The organism is Archangium violaceum, assembly GCF_016859125.1.
GTDB classification, from domain to species: Bacteria; Myxococcota; Myxococcia; order Myxococcales; family Myxococcaceae; genus Archangium; species Archangium violaceum_A.
The window spans coordinates 5,402,156-5,425,205 of sequence record NZ_CP069338.1 but is presented as its reverse complement, the minus strand read 5'-3'; the positions used below and the strand labels follow the sequence as shown (position 1 = coordinate 5,425,205).

Annotated in this window: 18 protein-coding genes; 10 read left to right on the top strand and 8 right to left on the bottom strand. The window is 68.9% G+C overall.

What is annotated here, in order from left to right; genetic code table 11:
- The 5 genes from JQX13_RS56435 to JQX13_RS23215 all read right to left on the bottom strand — a co-directional run bounded on the left by JQX13_RS56435 (nucleotide 1) and on the right by JQX13_RS23215 (nucleotide 6,114).
- The gene (locus tag JQX13_RS56435) at nucleotides 1–162 is read right to left on the bottom strand and encodes a MerR family DNA-binding transcriptional regulator (protein WP_430384216.1); all 162 of its coding nucleotides are present in this window, start codon (nucleotides 160–162) and stop codon (nucleotides 1–3) included.
- Between the two features lie 126 nt (nucleotides 163–288).
- Nucleotides 289–1,383: a glycosyltransferase gene (locus tag JQX13_RS23230; protein WP_203411113.1), complete on the bottom strand. Its 1,095-nt coding sequence runs from the start codon at nucleotides 1,381–1,383 to the stop codon at nucleotides 289–291.
- The gene (locus tag JQX13_RS23225; protein WP_203411112.1) at nucleotides 1,370–2,779 is read right to left on the bottom strand and encodes an O-antigen ligase family protein; all 1,410 of its coding nucleotides are present in this window, start codon (nucleotides 2,777–2,779) and stop codon (nucleotides 1,370–1,372) included. The genes JQX13_RS23230 and JQX13_RS23225 overlap by 14 nt, the downstream gene beginning before the upstream one ends.
- Complete coding sequence (locus tag JQX13_RS23220) at nucleotides 2,776–3,906, bottom strand: glycosyltransferase (RefSeq protein WP_203411111.1); 1,131 nt, start codon at nucleotides 3,904–3,906, stop codon at nucleotides 2,776–2,778. Before JQX13_RS23220 ends, JQX13_RS23225 begins: the two co-directional genes overlap by 4 nt.
- 12 nt (nucleotides 3,907–3,918) lie before the next feature.
- Complete coding sequence (locus tag JQX13_RS23215; protein ID WP_239015067.1) at nucleotides 3,919–6,114, bottom strand: GumC family protein; 2,196 nt, start codon at nucleotides 6,112–6,114, stop codon at nucleotides 3,919–3,921.
- 168 nt (nucleotides 6,115–6,282) lie between these two features.
- On the opposite strand from JQX13_RS23215, the gene JQX13_RS23210 reads away from it, so the two are divergent.
- From JQX13_RS23210 to mfd, 6 genes are all read left to right on the top strand, one after another.
- Nucleotides 6,283–7,632, top strand: a complete 1,350-nt coding sequence (locus tag JQX13_RS23210) for a bifunctional glycosyltransferase/class I SAM-dependent methyltransferase (protein WP_203411110.1) — start codon at nucleotides 6,283–6,285, stop codon at nucleotides 7,630–7,632.
- Entirely contained in the window at nucleotides 7,629–7,976 is a 348-nt protein-coding gene (locus tag JQX13_RS23205; protein WP_203411109.1) for a P-II family nitrogen regulator, read from the top strand. Before JQX13_RS23210 ends, JQX13_RS23205 begins: the two co-directional genes overlap by 4 nt.
- Nucleotides 7,973–9,574: a hypothetical protein gene (locus tag JQX13_RS23200; protein ID WP_203411108.1), complete on the top strand. Its 1,602-nt coding sequence runs from the start codon at nucleotides 7,973–7,975 to the stop codon at nucleotides 9,572–9,574. Before JQX13_RS23205 ends, JQX13_RS23200 begins: the two co-directional genes overlap by 4 nt.
- Before the next feature lie 95 nt (nucleotides 9,575–9,669).
- Nucleotides 9,670–9,996: a c-type cytochrome gene (locus JQX13_RS23195; RefSeq protein WP_203411107.1), complete on the top strand. Its 327-nt coding sequence runs from the start codon at nucleotides 9,670–9,672 to the stop codon at nucleotides 9,994–9,996.
- Between the two features lie 71 nt (nucleotides 9,997–10,067).
- Nucleotides 10,068–10,280: a hypothetical protein gene (locus JQX13_RS23190; RefSeq protein WP_203411106.1), complete on the top strand. Its 213-nt coding sequence runs from the start codon at nucleotides 10,068–10,070 to the stop codon at nucleotides 10,278–10,280.
- 119 nt (nucleotides 10,281–10,399) lie between these two features.
- Nucleotides 10,400–13,981 (top strand): transcription-repair coupling factor, encoded by a 3,582-nt coding sequence (gene mfd, locus JQX13_RS23185; RefSeq protein ID WP_203411105.1) that lies wholly within the window; start codon nucleotides 10,400–10,402, stop codon nucleotides 13,979–13,981.
- A gap of 8 nt (nucleotides 13,982–13,989) precedes the next feature.
- On the opposite strand, the gene JQX13_RS23180 is transcribed toward mfd, so the two are convergent.
- Nucleotides 13,990–15,072 carry a tetratricopeptide repeat protein gene (locus tag JQX13_RS23180; RefSeq protein WP_203411104.1) on the bottom strand — a complete coding sequence of 361 codons (1,083 nt, stop codon included), beginning with the start codon at nucleotides 15,070–15,072 and terminating at the stop codon, nucleotides 13,990–13,992.
- A 20-nt stretch (nucleotides 15,073–15,092) separates the two neighbouring features.
- The gene (locus tag JQX13_RS23175; protein WP_203411103.1) at nucleotides 15,093–15,929 is read right to left on the bottom strand and encodes an OmpA/MotB family protein; all 837 of its coding nucleotides are present in this window, start codon (nucleotides 15,927–15,929) and stop codon (nucleotides 15,093–15,095) included.
- A 165-nt stretch (nucleotides 15,930–16,094) separates the two neighbouring features.
- Between JQX13_RS23175 and JQX13_RS23170 the strand changes: the two genes are divergently transcribed.
- A complete protein-coding gene (locus tag JQX13_RS23170; protein ID WP_203411102.1) occupies nucleotides 16,095–17,414 on the top strand; it encodes an alkaline phosphatase PhoX in 1,320 nt (439 codons plus the stop codon).
- A gap of 65 nt (nucleotides 17,415–17,479) precedes the next feature.
- Here the strand turns inward: JQX13_RS23170 and JQX13_RS23165 are convergent, their stop codons facing one another.
- Nucleotides 17,480–18,712: a carbohydrate porin gene (locus tag JQX13_RS23165; RefSeq protein ID WP_203411101.1), complete on the bottom strand. Its 1,233-nt coding sequence runs from the start codon at nucleotides 18,710–18,712 to the stop codon at nucleotides 17,480–17,482.
- 574 nt (nucleotides 18,713–19,286) lie between these two features.
- Here JQX13_RS23165 and JQX13_RS23160 point away from each other — a divergent pair.
- The 3 genes from JQX13_RS23160 (at nucleotide 19,287) to JQX13_RS23150 (ending at nucleotide 23,040) form a co-directional block, all read left to right on the top strand.
- Nucleotides 19,287–21,101: a hybrid sensor histidine kinase/response regulator gene (locus tag JQX13_RS23160; protein WP_239015065.1), complete on the top strand. Its 1,815-nt coding sequence runs from the start codon at nucleotides 19,287–19,289 to the stop codon at nucleotides 21,099–21,101.
- A 70-nt stretch (nucleotides 21,102–21,171) separates the two neighbouring features.
- Nucleotides 21,172–22,107, top strand: coding sequence for a LysR family transcriptional regulator (locus JQX13_RS23155; protein ID WP_203411100.1), 936 nt, complete (start codon nucleotides 21,172–21,174; stop codon nucleotides 22,105–22,107).
- A gap of 174 nt (nucleotides 22,108–22,281) precedes the next feature.
- Nucleotides 22,282–23,040, top strand: a complete 759-nt coding sequence (locus JQX13_RS23150; RefSeq protein ID WP_203411099.1) for an SDR family NAD(P)-dependent oxidoreductase — start codon at nucleotides 22,282–22,284, stop codon at nucleotides 23,038–23,040.
- Nucleotides 23,041–23,050 lie beyond the last annotated feature (10 nt).

Genomic DNA, 23,050 nt, shown 5'->3' with positions numbered 1-23,050 from the left:
TCATTCTCGTCGTAGAGCCGTTGGCGTCCGTCCGTCCGTCCGCGCCGCGGGCGCGAGCAGCCGGATGTGCTCATAGTGGTGGAGGGTACGCACCGTCAGGCCGGTGGCGTCCGCCAGTTCGCCGATACGCCAGCGGCGTCGGCTCGTCGCTCGCTCCTTCATCACCGGCGAACGGTACAACCTGACGCAACGTCAGGTGCAAGCGTGTGCCAGGAGATGACCGCCAGCGGCAGAACGTCTTCCGCTTCGTGGCCCTGGAGCACGGCTGGGTCTACGAGCGGCTCGCGCTCAGCGGATGACCCGCTCGAGCACGTCGCGCACTCGCCCGGCCAGCACGGCGTAGTCGAACTTCTCCCGGGCCACCTTCACCAGGGCCTCGCCCGCGCGCAGCCGCTCGGGCCAGGCGAGCAGCCCCTCCACACGCTCGGCCAGGCGGGCCGGGTAGGCCTTGTCCACCACACCCTCGTATGGCACCCGCATCTCCTCGGGCAGCACCAGCGAGGCCTCGCCCACGTCGGTGGCGAGGATGTAGCGCCCGTTGGCCATGTACAGGGGCAGCTTCCCCGTGGTGCGCACCTGTCCGACGACGTCGTTGCTCTGCGTGGACACCACCACATCGAGCGCGCGGAGGTACTCGGGCACCGACTCGTACGGGATGCGGTCGATGAAGCGCATCTGCTCCTCGATGCCGTAGCGCCGGCACCGCTCGCGCAGGTGGGGCACCCCGCTGCCATCCCCGATGAGCACGCCCTTCACGGGCCGGCCCTTCAGCAGTCGCATCAGCTCGACCAGCTCCCACCCCACCGCCACCTGGAGCCGCTCGCTCCAGAGGGAGGAGCCAAGGATGCCCACCGTCAGCACCCCCTCCAGACCCAGCTTCCGGCGCACCTCCTCGGCGGGACGGGGCAGGAACGCGTCCACGTGCACACCATCCTGGATGACGGTGCTGGCGAGACCCTGCTCGGAGAGCAGCCGCTGGTGGAACGTGCCACGCACCACGATGGCGTCCGCGGTGCGCAGGCCGAACTGCTCGAGGGCCTCGGTGAGCAACTCCCCCACCCGGCCCCGGCCTCCCACCGAACGCGCCAATGCCGCGATGGCGTCCCCGGTGTCCACGACGCGAGGACAGCGCCCGCGCAGCGCATGGAGGGCCGCGGCGGCGACACCCGAGTACCCCAGGTCCATCACGTACATGGCATCCGGCCGCAGGGCGTGCAGCCCGGACACCATCTCGGCGATGGCGCGCACCTTCTGGGGCCGCCGGTGGAGCAGCTCGCAGTCGAAGTCCTGGCCCAGTGCCCGCGCGAAGGATTCGGCGCGGGTGCTCATGGGGCTGCCCGGCGCGCCATTCACCACGAAGGCCACCCGCTTACGCGTGCTCATGCCCGACCTCCCGATCTTCCGGCAACCCGGGCCCCGGTACCGTCATGGGCGGCCTCGGCGTGTGGGTGGCCCTGGACACCGCCGGCCGGGGCCGTGGGACGGTCACGGGCCGCCGCGTCCCGACGATGATGCCCATCCAGAACAGCAGGAAGGTGGTACCTGGAATCGAGGACAGCGTGCCCGTGCCGATGATGGCCGTTGCCCACATGACCAGCACCGTGGCCCACATCATCCGCTCGGCCATGATCGAGCCCCCCCGGCGTCTCGGCGGTAGCCGTGTGAAGAGCCAGCCGAGGAAGCACAGCCACAACAGCAGCCCGATGAGACCCTGCTCCATGGTGATACGGGCGTACTCGTTCTCGAAGCCAACCTGTGGCCGGGCCAGGTGCGACAGGAAGAAGGGAATGCTCGTCCCCGCGGCGCTGCCCAGCCCGTTGCCCAGCGGATAATTCGTGATGACGTCCAGCAGGCTGGTGTTCACACTCATGGCCACCCGGTCCGAGACGTAGCCGCTGTCATCCAACGTGAGGAAGCGCTGGAAACGCGGGTTCTGCAAGACGACCACGCCCACCAGGACAGCGATGCCCGCCAGGCCCGCGATCAGCTTCAGCGACAGCCGGGTGACGAGCAGCAGCCCCCCCACGATGGCCAGGAGTTGCACCACCGGGCTGCGCGCCGCGCAGATGAAGAGACCCAGCACGCTGCCCGCCAACACCAGCCCCGTGAAGAGGCGGTCGCGGAAGGAGGCACGCCGCTCCCAACGGCGCACCAGCAACGGCAGCGACAGCAGCATGGTGCCGCCGTACGCGTGCGCGGTGTTGAAGATGGCCGGGATGCGCAGCGAGCGCTCCTCACCCACGTCATTGGACTTGTAGAGGATGTCGGTGACGGAGTTCCTCGGGAAGAAGGGCTCCACCCCGAAGCGCAGCTGCAACATGGCGAAGACGAACGCCACGGCGTTGAGCCACAACACCCACTCCCCCAGCGAGTCCAGCTCCTCCTCCGTCAGCCGCGAGGCAATGACAATCAACGGCAGCAGGAGGATGGCCATGCGCAAGCCCACCAGCTGGATGAAGAAGTGCTGCGAGTCGAAGAACGGGGAGATGAAGAGGGTGCACAGGGGCCACACCATCAACGCCCGGACGAAGAGCCGCATCACCTGGCCGTCACGGCCGACCCGCATCTTCCGCATGCGGCCCGTGAGGATCGACAGGTAGAGGCCGGCCACGGCACCATCGAACATGAAGTGCGAGAAGCCGTCCGGGTGGCGCGCCCGGAGGATGCCGTAGAAGTAGCCGACCAGCAGCAGCGTGCCCAGCCCATGGCCCAGACCACGCCGCCGCGTGACCTGGAACGTCGCGACGATGGACAGGAGCGTGAGCGCCAGTCCGATCACAGCCGCCGCGCCTCCTTCACCGTCCGATAGACGTCGAGCACGCGCTCGCCCATGCGCGCCTGGGAGAACTCGGATAGCACACGGGCACGGCCCGCCTCGCCCCACGCCCGCCGCTGCTCCGGGTGCGCCAGCATCCGTTGGATGGCCGCGGCCAGCGCCGCCTCGTCGCCCGGCGGCACGGTGAGGCCGCTCTCCTCGTGGCGGCTGACGAAGGGCACCCCCGAGTCCAGCGCGGTGTTGATGACGGGTAGCCCGCACGCCAGGGCCTCCAGTTGCACCAGCGCGAAGGCCTCGGCGCGGGTGACGGAGGAGAGCACGAAGGCATCACACGCGTAGTAGAGCGACACGAGCGCCTCGTCCCCCAGGCGCCCGAGGAAGTGCACGCGCTCGGCCACGCCACAGCTCCGGGCCAGTGACTCCAGCTGGACGCGCAGCGGCCCCTCGCCCACCAGCAGCAGGTGCGCCTCCGGCACTTCGCGCAGCGCGCGGATGGCGTGGTCGAAGCCCTTGTAATAGACGAGCCGCCCCACCCCCATCAGCAGCGGCGCCCCACCGTACCGGGCCTTCACGGCCGCGGCCGCCGCCTCGCGCTCGGGCGTGAGGGCGAAGCGGCTGGCGTCGATGCCGAAGGGCACCACGTGGCACCGGTCCCGGTGCGGGCGCAGCATCTCGGACGTCTCCACGTAGTTGGGCGAGCCCACCAGGATGGCATCCGCGCGCGACAGCACCCGGTGCATGAAGGGCGCGAAGAACTTCAGCAGCCGTTTCTGGCGAACCACGTCGCTGTGGTAGGTGACGACGAGCCCGTGCCGCCGCGGCCGCAGACTCCCCAGGTACCCCATCACCGCCATGGGGTGCGGGAAGTGCATGTGCAGCAGCTCATACCGGCGCCACGACAGCTCCAGCGACAGCGTGGGGTTGAGCGAGGTGGAGGCCACCTTCGCCAGCTCGGCGCACCGGGTGACGCGCACGCCGTCCACCACCTCGCGCATGGTGCGAGGGACCGTGTTGGAGACGAGCACCTCCAGCTCCACGCGGTTCTTGAGCTCCGCGCACAGCCCGGACAGGTGCGTCTCCATGCCGCCCCGGTAGGGGGCGTAGTACTTACCCAGTTGAAGAACCTTCATCACCGGCGCTCTCTAGCTGGCGGTTCGCTGCTCGTCACGCTCGGCGCCATAGCTGCCGTAATATTTGTAGGTCTGATAGTCGTACCGGCCATTCTTGCCATCTGCGTCGTTGAGAAGGGCGCCGATGACCCGGGCCTTCACGTCGCGCAGCGCGCGAATGGCGCGTTTGGCATGGTCGCGGTGGGTGCTCCCCGCCTTGAGCACCAGGAGGATGCCGTCGGTCTGCTTGGAGAGGACGAGCGCATCCGACACGGGCCCCAGGGGCGGGCTGTCCAGCAGGATGCAGTCGAAGCGCTCCCGCAGCTCGTCGAGCAGCTCGGAGAAGGCGCGCGAGTGGAGCAGCTCCGCGGGATTGGGCGGGATCGGCCCGCAGGGCAGCACGAAGAGGTTGGGCACATCCGTGGACTTGATGGCGCGCTCCAGCGAGCCCTCGCCCACCACCAGGGAGCTGACCCCCACGTCGTCGGGGATGCCGAAGGCCTTGTGCAGGCGGGGCCGGCGCATGTCCGTGTCCATCAACAGCACCCGGGTGCCCGTCTGCGCCATCACCATGCCCAGGTTGATGACGACGGTGGACTTGCCCTCGGAGGGCCCCGCCGAGCTCACCACCACCGAGCGGAAGGGCTTGTCCGGCGACATGAAGAGCAGGTTGGTGCGGATGGCCCGGCACATCTCCGCCGCCGGCGAGCGCGGATGGCGGTGGATGAACAGGTCCGTCGAGGTGCCGTCCTCGGCCTTCATCGGGGGCATGGCGCCAATGAAGGCCAGCCCCAGGCGATTCTCCACGTCCGCGCGGGTGGCCACGCTCGCGTCGAGGAACTCCAGCCCCACCACCACCGCCACGCCGCCCAGCAGGCCCAGCAGGAAGAAGAGCAGCACCGCGCTGCGGGTGTTGGGCCGCACCGGCACCGGGTTGGGCAGCGCCGCGTCCAGCACGCGCACGTTGCTGGTGCGCAGCAGGCCCGACAGCTCCAGCTCCTTGAAGCGCTTGAGGACCATGTCGTACAGACGCTGATCGTTCTCCGCCTCGCGCCGGAGCTTCTCGTAGGCCATCTCCTTCTCCGTCACCTGGAAGGCCTCGGCCTTGGCCTCCGCCACCCGCGCGAGCAGGTTGCGCTCGTTGGCCTGGACCGCCGCCAGCTCCGTCTCCGCGCCGCGCACCAGGTTCTCCAGGCTGCGCCGCAGCTCCTGCTGCACCACGGCCAGCTTCCCCTGGCACTCCTGCATCTTCGGATGCTCCGGCAGGTAGCGCTCGGACAGCTCCACGCAGGCGGTGCGCTGCTCCAGCACCTGGGTGCGCAGGTCGCGCAGGGCTCCCTCGTTGGCCTCCGGGAGGCCCTCGGCCCAGTGCTCCGACTCGGAGGTGACGTTCTTGCGAAGCTGGCGCATGGCATCCACCCGAGCCTGGAGGGCGGCCATCTTCGTGCGCACGGTGATGAGCTCGGCCATGTAGGTGTCGTAGGCCTGCTTCGCCGCGCCCGGCTGCTGCCCCGCCTTGCCCTCCGTGGCCAGGGAGAGCACGTCCGCGCTGCGCTTGAACCTGTAGAGGTCCATCTCGCTGCTGCTGGCGCGCGAGCCCAGCTCGCTCAACCGCTCCTCGAGCCACGCGCTGGCGCCCTCGGTCGTCTTGAGCTTGAGGGCCAGGTTCTCCGCGATGTAGGCCTCGGCCACCTCATTGGCCAGCAGCGCCGCGCGCTTGGGGTCCACGTCCTCCACGACGATGCGCACCACGCGCGAGTTCGACGAGGGGATGACGGCGATGCGCGAGCGCACCAGCGCCACCGCGTCGATGGACTCCATGGCCTTCTTGCGCGCCGCCTCGTCCTTGATGCCCTCCACCCCGAGGAAGGCCGGGTCGTTGCGCAGACCCAACCGGTCCGCCACCCGGGAGGCCACCGCGCGCGAGGTGATGACCTCGCTCTGCGTCTGGTAGTACTCCTTGTTGGCCCAGTAGTTGCCACGCTCGTCGCCCATCACCTCCTTGACATCGGTGTCGAGCACGCGGGGCGCGGCGACGTCGATGATGAGGGAGGTGCTGGCCGCGTAGATCCGGGGCTGGCGCAGGGAGTAGAACACGCCCACCAGCATCATCACTACCGTCACACCGAGGATGAGCCACTTGCGGCGCCAGAGCGCGCGGACGTATTGCATCACGTCCAGTGTGGGCTCTTCTGCCTCGGGGGCCTCGGTCGGTGTCACCTCTTCCACGTCGTTCTCCATGCCGGGGCGCGGGTGCGTCCAATCGGTGGCGAAGGGGGCACACTGCACTGGGAGAGCCGGAGGGGTCAATCTTCCTGGACTCGCCCGGAAGTCCTCCGACTACGCCACGGGAACGCATACGAGCACCCGCGCCTTCCGTGTGGTAGTCACGGCGACGTGAACCCGTCGCTCTCGTTCGTCATCCCCTACACCGCCGAGTCCGCTCCGGTCGCCTCGCGCTTCGCCCACGAGCTCGCCCCCCGGGGCGCCGAGGTCATCCTCGCCGGGGACGGTCCGCTCACGGTGCCCCCCATGGCGAACGTGCACGTGCTCCCCGGCCTCCCTGGGAGGGGAGCGGCCATCCGGGCGGCGCTCGGACGGGTGACGGGAGAAATCACCGTGCTCCAGGACGCGGACACGGCCTACGCCCTGGAGGCGTGCGAGGCGCTGTGCCGCCCCATCCGCGAGGACACGGCGGACGCGGTGTTCGGAAACCGACGGTTCCAGGGACTGGCTCCGGAGCTGCTGGCGGACAAGGCCCTGGGGCGCGTCACCCGGTTCGTCACGGACGTATCGCTGGAGGATCCGCTCTGCGGCCAGCGGGCCTTCCGCACCGCGGCGCTCAAGTCGGTGTCGCTCACCAGCGACGATGACGCGGTGGACGCGGAGATCGTGGTGAAGCTGGCGGCGCAGCTCTTCCGGCTGGCGGAGGTCCCGGTGGGAGTGGACACGGCGCCGCGCCGGCCGCTGGCCACGCAGCTGGCGCGGCTGCGCACGCTGATGCGCTACGCCACGGTGCAGAACGACGCGGACAACCAGCACGAGGGCTACACCACGCTGGAGCGCATGGACGGTGCCAGCAACTACAACGCGTGGCTGGGCCAGCGCTTCCGTGAGTACCTGGGCCGGCGCGTGCTGGAGATCGGCGCGGGCATCGGCACCATCACCGAGAAGATAGAGCCGGGGCTGGAGCTGCTCATCGCGCTCGAGGTGGACCGCTTCTACGTGGACCGGCTGAAGAACAAGTTCCGGGGCAAGCCGCACGTGCGGCCGTACCTGTCGGACGTGGCGCTGGCGGACTGGGAGGCGCTGAAGGCCGAGCGGCTGGACACCATCGTGCTGTCCAACGTGCTGGAGCACATCCCGGACGATGCCTCGGCGGTGCGCCGCTTCCGTCAAATCCTCCCGCCGGGCGGGCGGGTGGTGGTGCTGGTACCGGCGCTGCCTCCGCTCTTCGGGTCCATCGACGAGGCGGTGGGACACTACCGGCGCTACACGATGGCCGGCCTGCGCGAGGTGCTGGAGGGCAACGGCTTCGAGGTGGAGAAGCTGGAGTGGATGAACCTGGTGGGCATCCCGGGCTGGTTCATGAACAGCCGGGTGATGCGCCGCCGCTCGGTGCCGAAGCTGCAGCTCAAGGTCTATGACCGGATCGCTCCATTGTTGGCGAAGGCCGAGAGTCGGGTGAAGCTGCCGGTAGGCATGAGCCTCTTCGCGGTGGCTCGCGTCTCGGGAGGTGTCGAATGAAGAAGATCGAAGCCATCATCAAGCCGTTCAAGCTGGATGAAGTGAAGGACGCCCTGAACGAGGTGGGAGTGCAGGGCCTCACCGCGGTGGAGGTGAAGGGATTCGGCCGGCAGCGGGGCCACACGGAGCTCTACAAGGGCGCCGAGTACGTGGTGGACTTCCTGCCCAAGGTGAAGGTGGAGGTGGTGGTGGACGACGACATGGTGACGCGCGTGGTGGACGCCATCGTGCGCGCGGCCCGCTCCGGAAACGAGGGGAAGATCGGCGACGGGAAGATCTTCGTCCTGCCGGTGGACGAGGCCGTGCGCATCCGCACGGGGGAACGCGGCAGCGACGCGCTGTGAGTGTCCCAGGGGTCCCGCCGCGCGCCGTCTACGCTGTGCTGGTGGCGCTGTACGTGTTGCTGTTCCCCTACCACCCCGGTTTGCGCTCGCCCAACGAGCTGTGCCGGCTGTGGCAGACGCGCGCGCTGGTGGAGTACGGCACGCTGGACATCAACCGGGCGCTCCAGGACTTCGGCTACGTCGGGGACCTGTCGGTGAAGGACGGGAAGTACTACCCGTCCAAGGCGCCGCTGCTGTCGTTCGCGGCGGTGCCTGTGTACGCGGCGCTGCGCGCATGGAGCGGTGGCTTCCTCTTCGCGGTGCGCGAGGTGCCGCTCGTCTTCTTCAGCCGGCTCTTCCTCACGGTGCTGCCCACGCTGTTGCTGCTGTGGCTCGTGCGCCGCTTCCTGGGGACGTACCTGTCGCCAGGGGTGGCGGACGCGGTGACGGTGACGTACGGGCTGGGCTCGCTGGCGTTCAGCTACTCGCTGCTCTTCATGAGCCACCAGACGACGGCGGTGCTGCTGTTCGGTGGCTTCTACGCGCTGTGGAGGCTCGCGCGCGACGAGTGGCGTGAGCGGGGCTACCTGGTGGCGGGAGCCTGCGCGGGCGCCACGGTGGCCGCCGAGTACACCGGTGCGCTGGGCGTGCTGGGACTGGTGCTGTACGCGGTGCTGAGCGTGCTGTGGCGCGAGGAGCCGCCGCGCGCGCGGTGGGCGCGCCTGGGACGTGGCACCGGGCTGGCCCTGGTGGGGGCGCTTCCCTTCGTGGTGGGGCTGATGCTGTACCACCAGGCCGCCTTCGGACATCCGCTGGAGAGCGGGTACAAGCACCTCAACGACGCGGCCTACCAACCGTGGCACCTGGGCGGCTTCCTGGGCATCCGCTACCCGGACCCGCGCGCCTTCGCCCTCTCCTTCTTCTCGCCGCTGCGGGGCCTGTTCACCCTGTCGCCCTTCCTCCTGCTCGCGCTCCCCGGCGTGGTGGTGCTGCGGCGCGAGGCGCGTGCCCGCCCGGAGATGCGGGCGCACCTGTGGCTCGTGGTGGCGCTGCTCGCCGGGTACACGTATTTCACCTCGGCCTTCTCCTATGACTCGTGGGGCTGGACGACGGGCCCGCGCCACCTGACGGGGCTGGTGCCCTTCCTGCTGCTGCCCGCGGGCCTGTTGCTGGAGCGGCTGCGGAGCTCGGGCCACCCGGCACTGACGGGCGTGGCCGCGGCGCTGTGCACCGCCTCCATCGCGTTCACGGGCGTGGCCACCTTCGTCAACTACGTCCCCGATGACGTCTCCAACGTGGTCCTCGGGCTGGCCGTGCCGCTGCTGCGCGCGGGCTACCTGCCCCCGAGCGTGCTGAACCTGCTCGGCATCCCCAACCCGGTGGCCGGGGTGCTGCTGCTGGTGCTGCTGCTCGGCCTGGCCGGCTGGGTCTTCGTCCGGCTGGGGCTGCATGGGACGGAGCGGCCCGGTGCCTCGCCCGTGGTCGCGGGACTGGCGATGCTGGCGCTGCTGCTCGGGCTCCAGGCCGCGACGGTGAAGCACCACGCCGCGGACCAGGGCGCGGTGCGCTTCCTCGAGAAGGTCTGGCTCGTGCCGCCTGGCCGCGCCCTGGGCTTCTGAGCAGGCCATCTCTCGCGGTTTCCCTGGCCATCGCCCGCCCTGTCGGTCGACACTGCGCCCCGTTACCGAGCCGTGCCTCACCTGGAGAACCCCCCATGAAGATCCGGTCCGCCCTGCTGCTCTCCCTCACCCTGGCCACCGCCGCCCAGGCCGCCGACGAGGCCGCCGCCGAGCTATGGACCGCCAAGTGCAAGTCCTGCCACGGACCGGATGGCCGCGCGCAGACCCAGATGGGGAAGAAGGAGTCCATCGTCGACATCTCCCAGGCCGCCTGGCAGCAGGCGCAGACCGACGAGGACATCCGCGAGGTCATCGCCGAGGGCTCCCACCGCAACAAGAAGATGAAGGCCTACAAGGACAAGCTGACCCCGCAGCAGATCGACTCGCTCGTCGCCTACATCCGCACGCTCAAGAAGGGCTGATTCCCTTCCGGGCGTGGGGTGAATATCCCCTCCCTGCGTCCCGTCCCCTTCGTGACTGGAGGCATTCCCCCATGCGTACCCTCACCCCCGCCCTCGTCTCCCTGTTCGTCCTCGCCAGCCTCCCAGGCTCGCCCGGCCGCCTGCTCCTCACCGCGGCCCACGCCGGGACCCACATCGTCCCCTCCTCCCTCATCGACGGGGATGGAAAGGGTGGTGGTGGTGACGGCGGCGACAAGGGAGGCGATGACGATGACGACGATGAGGACTTCCGGGTGTTTGGGTGAGTAGGTGGTTGTAGGCCGGGTGCCCTGAGTGACTGTCGCCAACCGGGCCCCTCGCTCTTCCGTTGACCCACACGGGTCCGGCTCCTAATTACCGGTGGGCCCTTCAAGGCGGCCCACGGATGGAAACTCCTTTCAACCAGAAGTTCGAGGCGGAGGCCCTCCGCGCACCTCCCGTGACCGGGGATCCCTTCGCCCGGGTGCTGGAGCTGCTGCGCGTGGGTCAGCGTGTCCGCACGCAAGGTCTCCAGGGGGCCGCCCGCGGCCATGCACTCGCCCGGCTGACACGCACCCTCGAGGCCCCCCTCGTCTGCATCGCCACCGACGAGGAGTCCGCGGATGCGCTCGCCCAGGATCTCGCCTTCTTCCTGGGCGGCAGGGGCACCCCGCGCGAGCCTCGCGTCCTGCGCCTGCCCGCCGACGAGGTGCTCCCCTACGACGAGATCTCCCCGGACCCGGACGCGGTCGCGGACCGGCTCGGGGCGCTCTTCCACCTGTCCCAGGGCACGCGCTTCCCCGCGCTCGTGCTCTCGATGCGCGGCCTCTTCCGCAAGGTGCTGCCGCCGCACGTGATGAAGGAGCTGTCCGAGCGTGTCGGCGTGGGCCAGGACTTCGACCGCGACGAGCTCGCGCGCAAGCTCGCCAACATGGGCTACCAGTCCAGCCCGCTCGTCGAGGACCTGGGCACCTTCTCCGTGCGTGGCGGCCTCATCGACGTCTTCAGCCCGCTCTACGACAAGCCGGTCCGCATCGAGTTCTTCGGCGACACCATCGAGTCCATCCGCGCCTTCGATCCGGAGACGCAGCGCACCGTGGACTCGCTCAAGGAGATCATCCTCCTGCCCGCGCGCGAGGTCATCTTCTCCGAGCAGACGCGCGCGCGTGCCGAGGCCGCCGCCCGCGCCGTGGCGGACCGCATCAACCTGCCCACCTCGAAGCTGCGTGAGCGCCTGGACGCCATCCGCGAGGGGCTCCCCGGCTTCGGCCTGGAGGGCCTGCTGCCCGGCTTCTTCGAGGGAGGACTGGGCACCGTCTTCGACTACCTGCGACTGTGGCACCCGGAGCCGCTCTTCTACCTGGACGATCCCATGGGCCTCGAGCGCGTCGCCGAGGAACTGTGGAACGACGTGGAGCGCTCCGCGCGGGCATCCGATGAGCGCCAGGATCTCTCCGCCCCGGCCGAGGAGCACTTCCTCACCCGCGAGCAGGTGGATCAGAAGCTCGCGGCCTTCCGTGTGATGGAGGGTGGCGGCCTGTCGCTCACCCAGGGCGAGGCGCCGCCCGTGCACTTCCCCTTCGGCACCACCCAGGACGTGAGAGAGGCCATCCTCGCCCACCATGGTGAGGAGGGCGCGCTCACCCCGCTCGTCGAGCGGCTCCAGCGCTGGCGGGACACACGCATCGCCTGCGCCGTGGCCTGCGGCACCCTCAGCCAGGCGGACCGGCTCAAGCGCCTGCTGCTGGACCGCAACGTGATGGTGCGCGTGCACACCGAGCCACTCGCGGATGTGGCGAAGCTCTACGAGCCCTCGGTCTCCGCGCACCTCTTCACGGGCGAGGTGAGCCACGGCTTCGTGGACGGCGCGGGTGGCATCGCCGTGCTCTCGGACGAGGAGATCTTCGGAGCGCGGGCCCGCCGGCGCGTGCGCCGCTCGAAGAGCCTGGACGCCTTCGCCGCGGGCTTCAAGGACCTGAAGGAAGGCGACATCATCGTCCACACCGACTTCGGCCTGGGCCGCTACGCGGGCCTGACGAAGATGCAGGTGAACGGCGTGCCCGGGGACTTCCTCGTCCTGGAGTACGCGGGCAAGGACAAGATCTACCTCCCGGTGGGCCGCATGCGGCTCATCCAGAAGTTCACCGGTGGAGACCCCACCAAGGTGACGCTGGACAAGCTGGGAGGCACGTCCTGGGAGAAGACGAAGAAGCGGGTCAAGGAGCAGCTGCTCAAGATGGCGGCGGACCTGCTCAACATCGCGGCGGCGCGCCGGGCGCACCCGGGCCACGCCTTCAGCCCGCCGGACCGCTACTACGCCCAGTTCGAGGCGGACTTCGAGTTCGAGGAGACGCCGGACCAGGCCAAGGCCATCGAGGACGTGCTCGCCGACATGCAGAAGAGAGAGCCGATGGACCGGCTCGTCTGCGGCGACGTGGGCTACGGCAAGACGGAGGTGGCGATGCGCGCCGCCTTCAAGGCGACGCTGGACCGCAAGCAGGTGGCGGTGCTGGTGCCCACCACCGTGCTGGCGCAGCAGCACTACCTGTCCTTCAAGAAGCGCTTCAAGGACTACCCCGTCACGGTGGAGGTCATCTCCGGGATGAAGAAGCCGCCCGAGGTGCGCGAGATCCTCAAGCGCGCCAAGGAGGGCAAGGTGGACATCCTCATCGGCACGCACAAGCTGCTGGGCGGGGATGTGGCCTTCAAGGATCTGGGGCTGCTCGTGGTGGACGAGGAGCAGCGCTTCGGGGTGAAGCACAAGGAGCAGATAAAGAAGCTGCGCTCGCAGGTGGACGTGCTCACGCTGTCGGCGACGCCGATTCCGCGCACGCTGCACATGGCGATGTCCGGAGTGCGGGAGATGAGCATCATCGCCACCCCGCCGCAGGACCGGCGCGCCATCCGCACCTTCGTGATGAAGTTCGATGAGCAGACCATCAAGGAGGCCATCGAGCGCGAGCTCGCCCGCGGCGGCCAGGTCTTCTTCGTGCACAACCGGGTGGAGTCGCTGCCCGCGATGGAGGAGACGCTCAAGCGGCTGCTGCCGAACGTCAGCATCGGCGTGGCACACGGGCAGATGGGCGAGGGGCAACTCGAGAAGGCGATGCTGGACTTCACCGAGAAGAAGTACCAGGTGCTGCTGTGCACCAGCATCATCGAGAGCGGCATCGACATCTCGAGCGCCAACACGATGATCGTCAACCGGGCGGACACGTTCGGACTGGCGCAGCTCTACCAGCTGCGAGGGCGCGTGGGCCGCTCGAAGGAGCGCGCGTACGCGTACCTGCTGGTGCCGGCGCGCACGGCGATCAGCAAGGACGCGCAGCGGCGCCTGGAAGTGCTGCAGCGCTTCACCGAGCTGGGGGCGGGCTTCTCCATCGCCAGCCACGACCTGGAGATCCGCGGCGCGGGCAACCTGCTGGGTGCCGAGCAGTCGGGCTCCATCGCGGCGATCGGCTTCGACCTGTACGCGCAGCTGATGGAGGAAGCGGTGTCCGAGGTGCGGGGCGAGCCGCCGAGGACGCAGATCGAGCCCGAAATCACCATGCCGATTCCCGCGCTCATCCCGGACGACTACGTGCCGGACGTGCACCAGCGGCTGGTGTTCTACAAGCGCTTCAGCCAGGCCAGCAATCCGGACGAGGTCCAGGACCTGCGCTCCGAGCTGGTGGACCGCTACGGCGAGGCCCCGGACGAGGTGGACAACCTCTCGGAGCAGACGCTGCTGAAGATCGACATGAGGGAGCTGCGGCTGCGCGCGCTGGAGGCAGGTCCGGGCCGGGTGGTGGTGACGCTCGGCGCGGACGCGCTGCTGGACGGGATGAAGGTGGCGACCCTGGTGCAGAAGTCCAAGGGCGTCTACCGGCTCACCCCGGACATGAAGCTGGTGGTGAAGCTGGGCGCCGAAGTGAGGGGCCAGTCGCTCATCGCGGAAGCCAAGAAGGTGCTGCGCGACCTCGGCACCTGCGCCCTGCCCCAGGCGTAGCTCGCCCCTCAGGGGGCCAGCGTCTTGAGCCGCTGCTCGGCGTGGGTCCTCACGTCGAACGGCAACGTCTCGCTGGACGCGAGCAGCTTCCGGAACGCGTCCACGGCGCACGCCTTGTCCCCCCTGGCGTCGCAGGCCCGCGCGAGCGTGTCCAGGTAGCTCGGCCGCTCGCCCCGCGTCTCGATGGCGGCGCGCGCCAGGGTGACGGGCTCCTCGCCCTTGACGCCCCGCTCCACCAACAGGAACGCCAGGTTGTTCTGCGCATCCGCGCGCAGCGCCTTCTCGCGCTCGTGGAAGCCCGGAATGGCCTTCCGGTACTCCTGCTCGGCGCGCGCCTTGTCCCCCTTCTTCGTCAGCAGCTGGGCGAGGTTGTAACGCGCATCCGCGTAGTCCGGGGCCACCTTCACCGCGGCCTCGAACTCGGCGAGGGCCTCATCCATACGGCCCTCGAGCGCCAGCTTCGCGCCCCGCGCGTTGTGGGCCGCGGCTTCCTGGGGCATCCGCGTCGCCGCGTGCCACTGGGCCAGGAACATCCCCAGCGACTCCGTCTGCGCGGCCTTCGGAGCCAGCGCCTTCACGCGCTCGGCCGCGGCGAAGGCCCCGTCGAGCATGCCCAGCCGCGCTCGCAACAGCGCCAGGTCGTACCAGAGCTGGACCGCCCCCTCGTCCAGCACCACCGCGCGCTCCAGGTGCTCCAGCGCCCGCTGAAGCTGCTCCTCTCCCTGGAGCACGCTCGCCAGGATGTAGCGGACGGCGGCGCTGTCCTCCACCGTCACGCTCTTCTCCAGCTCCGCGATGCCCTCCTCCTTCTGGCCCAGCATGATGCTCGCCATCCCCGCGTAGGCCAGCGCCTCCCCATTGTCCGGCTCGCGCCTCGCGAGCTCACGGGAGAGCGACTGGAGGCGCGCCCAATCCTTGCTCTCGCGCGCCTTCTCGCTCCCCGCCTTCAGCTCATCGACGGTAGCCGAGTCCTTCACCCCGGGCCTGGCGGACGCCTCGGGGGCGCCGCTGGAGGTGGACGAGGTGGAGGAGGACGGGGTGGTGGCGCAACCCACCGTCATGCACAACACGCCAAGGAGGAGCTTTCGCATCCGGCCACCTTAACAGGTGGCTAACGGCTGCTCGTGGTGGTCGTCGTCCCCGTCCCCGGAGCCAGGACGATCTCGATGCGGCGGTTGAGGCTGCGGTTGTCCGCCGAGTCGTTGGGAGCGATCGGCTGGTACGGACCGTAGCCCGCGGCGGACAGCACGGTGGGATCCACGCCCGCGTCCTGCAGCGCCCGCACCACCGCCATCGCCCGCGCCAGGCTCAGCTCCCAGTTCGAGGGGAACGGACCCTTCGGATCCGTGGGCACGTCATCCGTGTGTCCCTCCACCCGGATGATCTTCCCCTGCACGCCCTTGAGCGCCTCGGCGATCTTCTTCAGCGCCGCCTCCCCCTCCTTGCCCACCCGCGCCGAGCCCGAGGCGAAGAGGATCTTGTCCTTCAGGTTCACCGTCATCCGGCCCCGGAGCTCCGACAGCTCGATCTTCCCCTCGGAGATCTCCGTCTTCAGGCTCTGGGCGAGGCTCTCGTACTCGGCGCTCTTCTTCTCCAGCGCTTCCTTGGCCTCGGTGAGCTTGCGCTTGGAGGTGGCCAGCTCCTCGTTGAGCGCGGTGAGCTCGGCGATCTTCTGCTCCAGGCCCCGGCGCTCGGCGGCGCTCGAGGTCAGCCGCGCCTCGGAGGTGTTGAGACGCGCCGTCAGCGCCTCCTTCTCCTGCTCCAGGCCCTTCACCTGCTCCTCCAGCTGCCGCACCTTCTCCTCGGCCGCCGCACGAGCGCCCTGCTCCCCCTTCAGCTGCTCGTCGAGCGTCTGGGCCCTTTGCATCGCCGTGTCGTACTTGCCCTGGGTGACGCAACCCGTGGCGAGCGTGAAGGCACAGAGAGAGGTCAGCAGCCGGTTCCGCATGTCGTGTTCTCCTTGAGAAGATGGAATATACTTTGAGTATCAAATACTATTGTTCGAGGGTCGCGGGCGAGTGGGAAGTGCGCGCTCCCGCCGCTCCTTACAGGGGGAAGGCGCTCGTCCGCTCGCCGCTCGACGCTGCCGGCCGGCTCCGCTCTTCTGCGCGGCATGAGCCACACGCGCCGCACCGCCCTCCACCGCCGCACCGTCCTGAAAGCGGGCGCGGCCCTCGCGCTGCCCTTCGTGCTGGGCCGCTGCGCCCGTCCCGAGAACGACGCCGGGCTGCGGCCGGACCCCGACGGCATCCTCGACCTGCCCGAGGGCTTCCGCTACCGCATCCTCGAGCGCCGGGGCGAGCGGATGAGCGATGGGTACCGCGTCCCCGGGCAGCAGGACGGCATGGGCTGCTTCGCCGGACCCGAGGGCAGCAACACCCTCGTGCTGATGCGCAACCACGAGCTGGAGGCGGGCCAGGAGGACATGAGCCCGTACTTCCCGGGACAGGCCGTGCCGGCCCAGGCGTACCGGCCCGGCTCCGGTAGCCCGGGCGGAGTGACGCGCGTGGTGGTGGATGCCACCACCTTCACCCGCGTCTCCAGCAACCTCGTGCTCGCGGGCTCCGCGCGCAATTGCGCCGGAGGGAGCTCTCCGTGGGGCTGGCTCACCTGCGAGGAGACCGTCAAGGAGGGTCACGGCTACGTCTTCCTGTGCGACCCGGAGGCCACCGGGGTGCGGGACGCGGTGCGCATCCCCGCGCTCGGCAGGATGAACCACGAGGCGGCCGTGGTGGATCCGACGAGCTTCCTCACGTACCTCACCGAGGATCGCGACGACAGCTGCTTCTACCGTTTCGTCCCCGAGAACCCTGGCGAGCGGCTCGGGCCCGGGTCGCGCGGCCGACTGCAGGCGCTGCGCATCGAGGCCGAGCCCAGGCGGGACATGAACGTGGGCGTACGGCCGGGCGATACCTTCCAGGTGGACTGGGTGGACCTGCCCCGGCCCGAGGCGGAGGACGACTCACTCCGGGCCCAGGGCGCCGAGCGCGGCGCCGCCCTCTTCCGCCGTGGCGAGGGCCTCTTCTTCCACGACGGCTCCCTCTTCTTCTGCGCCACCACCGGGGGCCCGGCCGCGGGCGGGCAGCTCTGGCGCTACACCCCCTCGGGGAGTCAGGGCGGCACGCTGCGACTGCTCGCGCAGTCGGAGGACCGGAGCCTGCTCGACATGCCGGACAACATCTGCGTCGCCCCCTGGGGCGATGTGGTGATGGCCGAGGACGGAAGCGACCCGCGCTGGCCCGACGAGTTCCTGCGCATCCTCACCCCGTCCGGGCAGGTGAAGAACCTCGCGCGCAACGCCATGAGCCGGGGCGAGCTCGCCGGTGTGTGCCTCTCCCCGGACGGCCGCGCCCTCTTCGTCAACATGCAGAGCGACGGCGTCACCCTGGTCATCACCGGCCCCTTCCAGCAGTACACCGGCACGGGGCTGTAGCCAGAGGGCTCAGGGAACGATCCAGGGACGCGGCCGAGCGGATGCGTGCGCCGCGTCCGGGCCGCTCACCACCAGGCTTCAGCCTGGAGACCCACCGAAGTGCCAGCCTTCTGGTCACCAAACACCTGACGCAGACGCGACGTCGGGTCGAAGCTCAAGCGAGCCGCCTCGTCCCAGATGGCGTGCGTGACGAACAGACGGACCGTCGGGCGGGAGCTGGCCTGATCGCCCGCGGACACCGCCGTCGCCAGGGTGAGCTTGGTCATGTTGCGGGTGTGCCCACCGTTGTCCGGCTTGACCACGTCATGGCCAGCCTCGGCCAGCACGCGGAAGGGACCGATGACATGCGTGTCGGAGCGGACGCCGATGCCAAACCACTTGTTGCCAGCGTTACCAGCGGCCTTGTTGATGCGGTACTCGGCCAGGCCCTCGATGATGGTGCCACCCAGGGAAGCCGACTGCTGAAGCACGACACGGCTGTTGCGCGTGGTGCCGTACCAATCCATCTTCAAGCCGACGAGCGTGTTGCCCCCGAACAGGACGCCGTTCAGGGTCTGGTAGAGACCCACGGCCAGCCCATTCGCGTCCACGGCCGGAGAGTCGGAGGACACCTGGTCATCGCTCCGGAGTTGCACGGACGGAGTGACGTACATGGCAAGTTCGCCACCGGGCAGGTCCTTGATGCCGGTCAGCCGCACGGGCACGCTGATGCGGTTGTTGTTGGCACTCCCGCGAGGGTTCAGCATGGCGGCCACGCTGAGCTTGCCGATGACCACGTTCATGTCCTCGATGCCCGCGCCATCGCCATCGTTGATCTCGAGGAACTGGTCGTTGATGCCCGTCTGGAGGCGGTTGTAGAAGCGCCGGCCCACCCAGATCTTTCCGTTGCCGAGCGCCGCGATGTTGGTCCCATAGGCATAGACCTGGCCGAAGCGGGCCACGAGCTCGTCCGTACCGCTATCTGGAATGACCACCCCTGAGTTGTAGGTTTGAAACTCCTTGCCTCCCCAGGCGCGATAGATTCCGGGCATGAAGTGCACATGCCAGTCAGAGCCCGAGGCCGAGACGAGCCTGGCATTGAGGCTCGGCTCGATGACGTAGTCACACTCATTGCCCAGACGCCATTTGGTGTCGGCACCGGGCAGGCCGGCGCAAACTTGCGTACCACCCCGAACGTTGATGCCAGTCCCGGCGCGCATGTAGCCCGAGAAGATGATGGGGATGGGGAGCGGGTCGGCATGGGCCGTCACGGCGGCACAGGTGGCGGTGATGGCCGCGAGCAAAGCCTTGTTCGTCATCTGGGTTCTCCTCACTAGGTGTTGGGTGATGGCTACGGCGGACGCGATTGAAGAACGGAGTCTGTTTTTAGAAACACGAGGACCGCTCATGCCCACTGCCGCCAGGAAGAGGCGAAGTAGTTGGACATGCAATTAAATTCCGAGATAGGAGGCAGTGGCGTACGGAGGGGCGTGACAGTAACAAGGGACGAGCCTCGTCCGTCAAGTACGCGATGGAACAATTGTGACACCGGCAGTGATTGACTCCACGCGTCACATCGCGGGTCGAGACCCCGAGCACCGGGCGCAATTGAAATTTTCAACGAGTATGTGATCCAGAGCATCTCGGCGGGGCCGAGGGCGCCCGGTCCCATGACAAGCTCGTGGGGAGCCGAACCAGTTGGGCGCCTCACCCACCAATGTTGCCCCATCCGGATGGAATCATTGCCGCGAAGCCGGGATGATAAGCCCTGGCGATGAAGCCTCTGCGGGCCCTCCTCCAGGCAGGCGAGGGCTCGCTGTGCGGCATATCGGTGGCCAGTAGAATGGGAACTGGCGCGTCACCCTCCCAGGTGTTCGCACGGATGAGGTTCTCATGGATTACCCGCCTGCCTCCTCGCCAGGTGCGTCGGACGCACTGCTTGGAGACCTGGAGGCACTCAACGGGATAACGAATGGCAAGACCGACGAGCGCAGCCAGGTGGAAGCGCGCCTGGCCATGCAGAACCGGCTGCTGGAGCTGGTGGCGCGTGGCACGCCACTGCCGGACATGCTGCATTCCATCACCCGCGCCATCGAGCTCTTGAGTCCGGGAATGATGGCCTCGGTGCTGTGGGTGGATGACGCCGGCCTCCTCCACGTGGGCGCTGGAGCGAGCCTCCCGCCGGACTACAACGCCCTCGTCGAGGGGCTGGCGATCGGCCCCACCGTTGGCTCCTGTGGCGCAGCCGCGTATTCGAAGCGGATGGTGGTGGTGACGGACATCGGCACGCACCCCAATTGGGCCCCCTACCGGGACTTGATGAAGGCGTTCCGGCTGCAGGCGTGCTGGTCCGGCCCCATCCTCTCCTCGGAGGATCGGGTCATGGGGACGCTGGCCATGTATTACAACGAGCCGCGGGCCCCCACGGAGCACGAGCTGCACCTCATCGAGACCATGGCCCACATCGCCTCCGTGGCGATGGAGAAGGCAAAGGCCGAACAGGAGCGTGAGCGCCTGCTGGCCCGTGAGCGTCAGGCCCGCCAGGAAGCCGAGGCCGCCAGCCGGATGAAGGACGAATTCCTCTCCACGCTGTCCCACGAGCTGCGCACGCCCCTCACCGCCATCCTCGGGTGGGCCCAGTTGCTGCGCACGCGCGACATGCCGGAGGACAAGCGCCAGCGGGCCCTGGAGACCATCGAGCGCAACGCGCGGGCCCAGACACAGCTCATCGAGGATCTGCTGGACATCAGTCGCATCGTCGCGGGGAAGCTGCGGCTGGACGTACGTCCGTTGGAGCCACTGCCCATCCTGGAGGCGGCACTCGACGCGGTCCGCCCGGCGGCCGAGGCGAGGGGCGTGCGGCTGGCGCTGCGGGTCGCCCCCGACGTGGGGCTCCTGCCCGTGGATTCCGAGCGCCTGCTCCAGGTGGTGTGGAACCTGCTCACCAACGCCATCAAGTTCACGCCAGCGGGAGGTCAGGTGGTGGTACGGCTGGAGCGTGGAGAGAGAGAGGCCCGGCTGGAAGTGGAGGACACGGGCCAGGGCATCCCCCGGGCATTCCTGCCACATGTCTTCGAGCGCTTCCGCCAGGCCGACAGCAGCACCACGCGCTCCCATGGAGGCCTGGGCCTGGGGCTGGCCATCGTGCGCCACGTCGTGGAGATGCACGGGGGCAGTGTGTCGGCGCACAGCGAGGGACCGGGCCGGGGCTCCACTTTTCGTGTCACCCTGCCGCTGACGCCGTCGCGCGCATCGGAGCCGCTCCCGGCCAGTCAGGACCGGGCACAGCAGGACACCCGCCCCCCGGTGGCTGAATCGTCTTCCCTGGAAGGGCTTCGCATCCTCGTGGTGGAGGACGCGCCAGATACCCTGGCCCTCGTCACCGAGGTGCTGGAAGGCTGTCGCGCTCAGGTGGTGTGCGCGGCGAGTACGCAGGAGGCGCTGGCGCACCTCGGCACCGTCCGGCCCGACGTACTCATCTCGGACATCGGCCTGGCAGGAGAGGACGGCTACAGCTTGATTCGTTGGATCCGCGCCCAGGAGCACAACGGGGAGCGGCTCCCCGCCGTGGCGCTCACGGCCTTTGCCCGGAGCGAGGATCGGCGGCGCGCCCTGGCCGCGGGCTTCGATGTGCACGTCGCCAAGCCGCTGAACGCCTCCACGCTCATCTCCGTGGTGGCCTCGCTCGTCCCCACCCGAAGCTCCTGACGGAATGGGCCGCCGCCTCGGTCCCTTTTCGTGGTACGGACGGAGGGAAGGATCCAATGGATCGGAGCCAATGCGCGGCAGCGACTTCGCGGATCTCAAGGCCCTGGCGACCATCGTCCAGGAGGGGAGTTTCTCTCGGGCTGCGGCCCGGCTACGCGTCTCGCGCTCGGCCCTGAGCCAGACCATCCGGAATCTGGAGGAACGCCTCGGCGTCCTCCTGTTGAAACGCACCACCCGCAGCGTGGCCCCCACCGAGGCTGGAGAACGCCTGCTGTCGCGGTTCCAGCCGGCGCTGGCCGAGATGGAGGCCGCCATCGCCGATGCCCAGGACCTGAACCGGAAGCCGACGGGGACCATCCGGATCCACGCCCAGCGGCTGGCTTCCGAGACCTTCCTGGAGCCCATCTTCGCGGAGTTCGCCGAGCAGCATCCCGACGTCACGCTCGACGTGAAGATCGACGATGCCGTGGTCGACATCGTGGCGGGCGGCTTCGACGCGGGAATCCGGCTGGGCGAGCTGCTCGACCAGGACATGGTCGCGGTACCTCTCGGCGGAGAGATCCGCCAACTGGCGGTCGCCTCCCCCGATTACGTGGCGAAGCATGGGGCGCCAGCGACGCCGAAGGATCTGCACGCGCATCGGTGCATCGCCTTCCGGTGGCCGGGAGCCGACGCGATCTACAATTGGGAGTTCAAGCGGGACGCCAACTGGTTCTCCGTGGCTGTCAAAGGGCCGCTGATCGTCAGTGATCAGCGCGTGGCCGTGCGCGCCGCGGTGGCTGGCGTCGGGATCGCGTTCTGGGTCGAGAGCGAGGTGCGACCCCTGATCGACGCCGGGAAGCTCATCCCCCTGCTGGAGGACTGGTCACCGCTGTTCCCTGGCTTCTTCCTGTATCTGCCACGGCAACGGCACCGCTCGCGGGCACTGCAGGCCTTCGTCGAGCACCTGCGCCGCCGGTTTGGTCAGCGCTCCCAGGCTCGCCCGATGACCCTCCGACCGTCCTGAAGCGTGACAGGCGGTCGAGAGGCTCCGGCAGGCGCCTTGGGAGGGTGCCCGTGGATTGTGCAGTCGTGGCTTAACAAGCCATCCACATCATGGCGCATTATCGCCACAGTGGTGGCGACTACCTTCCGATGCGAGGCCACGAATGAGCGTGGCCGCCCTGAGGAAGGACAAGTCATGACGCTCAATGCAAACCCCGTGAAGGAATTGGAAGGCAAGGTCGCCATCGTCACCGGCGCCGCTGGTGGCATCGGCCGCGCGACCGCGACGCTGCTGCGCGCGCGCGGAGCCCTCGTGGTCGCCGAGGACATCAAGCCCGAGGTGGAAGAGCTCGCGTCGCTGGGCGGCATCGCTCCGTTGGTTGGCGACGTGTCGAAAGAAGAGACCGCCCGGCGCGCGGTGGCCCTCGCCATCGAACGCTTCGGCAAGGTCGACATCCTCGTGAACAACGCCGCCCGGATCCTGAACAAGCTCGCGGTCGACATGACCGTCGAGGAGTGGGACTCGATCATGGCGGTCAACGCCCGCGGGATGTTCGTCCATGCGCGCGAGGCGCTGCGGGTGATGATCCCCAAGGGAAGCGGGTCGATCGTGAACGTCGGCTCCTACGCCTGCTACTACGCCCTGCCGACGATCGCCGCCTACGCGGCGTCGAAGGGCGCCGTCGCCCAACTCACCAAGGTGCTCGCCATCGAGAATGCCGCCCATGGCGTGCGGGTGAACGCGGTCGCTCCGGGCGACGTGGAGACTGGAATCCTGGATGACGTCCGGCCGGACGGCCGCCAGTTCCTGGTCGAGCATGGGAAGGGCGCACCCATCGGGCGCGTCGCCCAGCCGGCGGAAATCGCGGAGGTCATCGCCTTCCTGGCTTCTGACCGCGCGAGCTTCGTCACCGGCTCCGTCGTGATGGCCGATGGCGGCTACACCGCTGTCTGAGTGATACCGG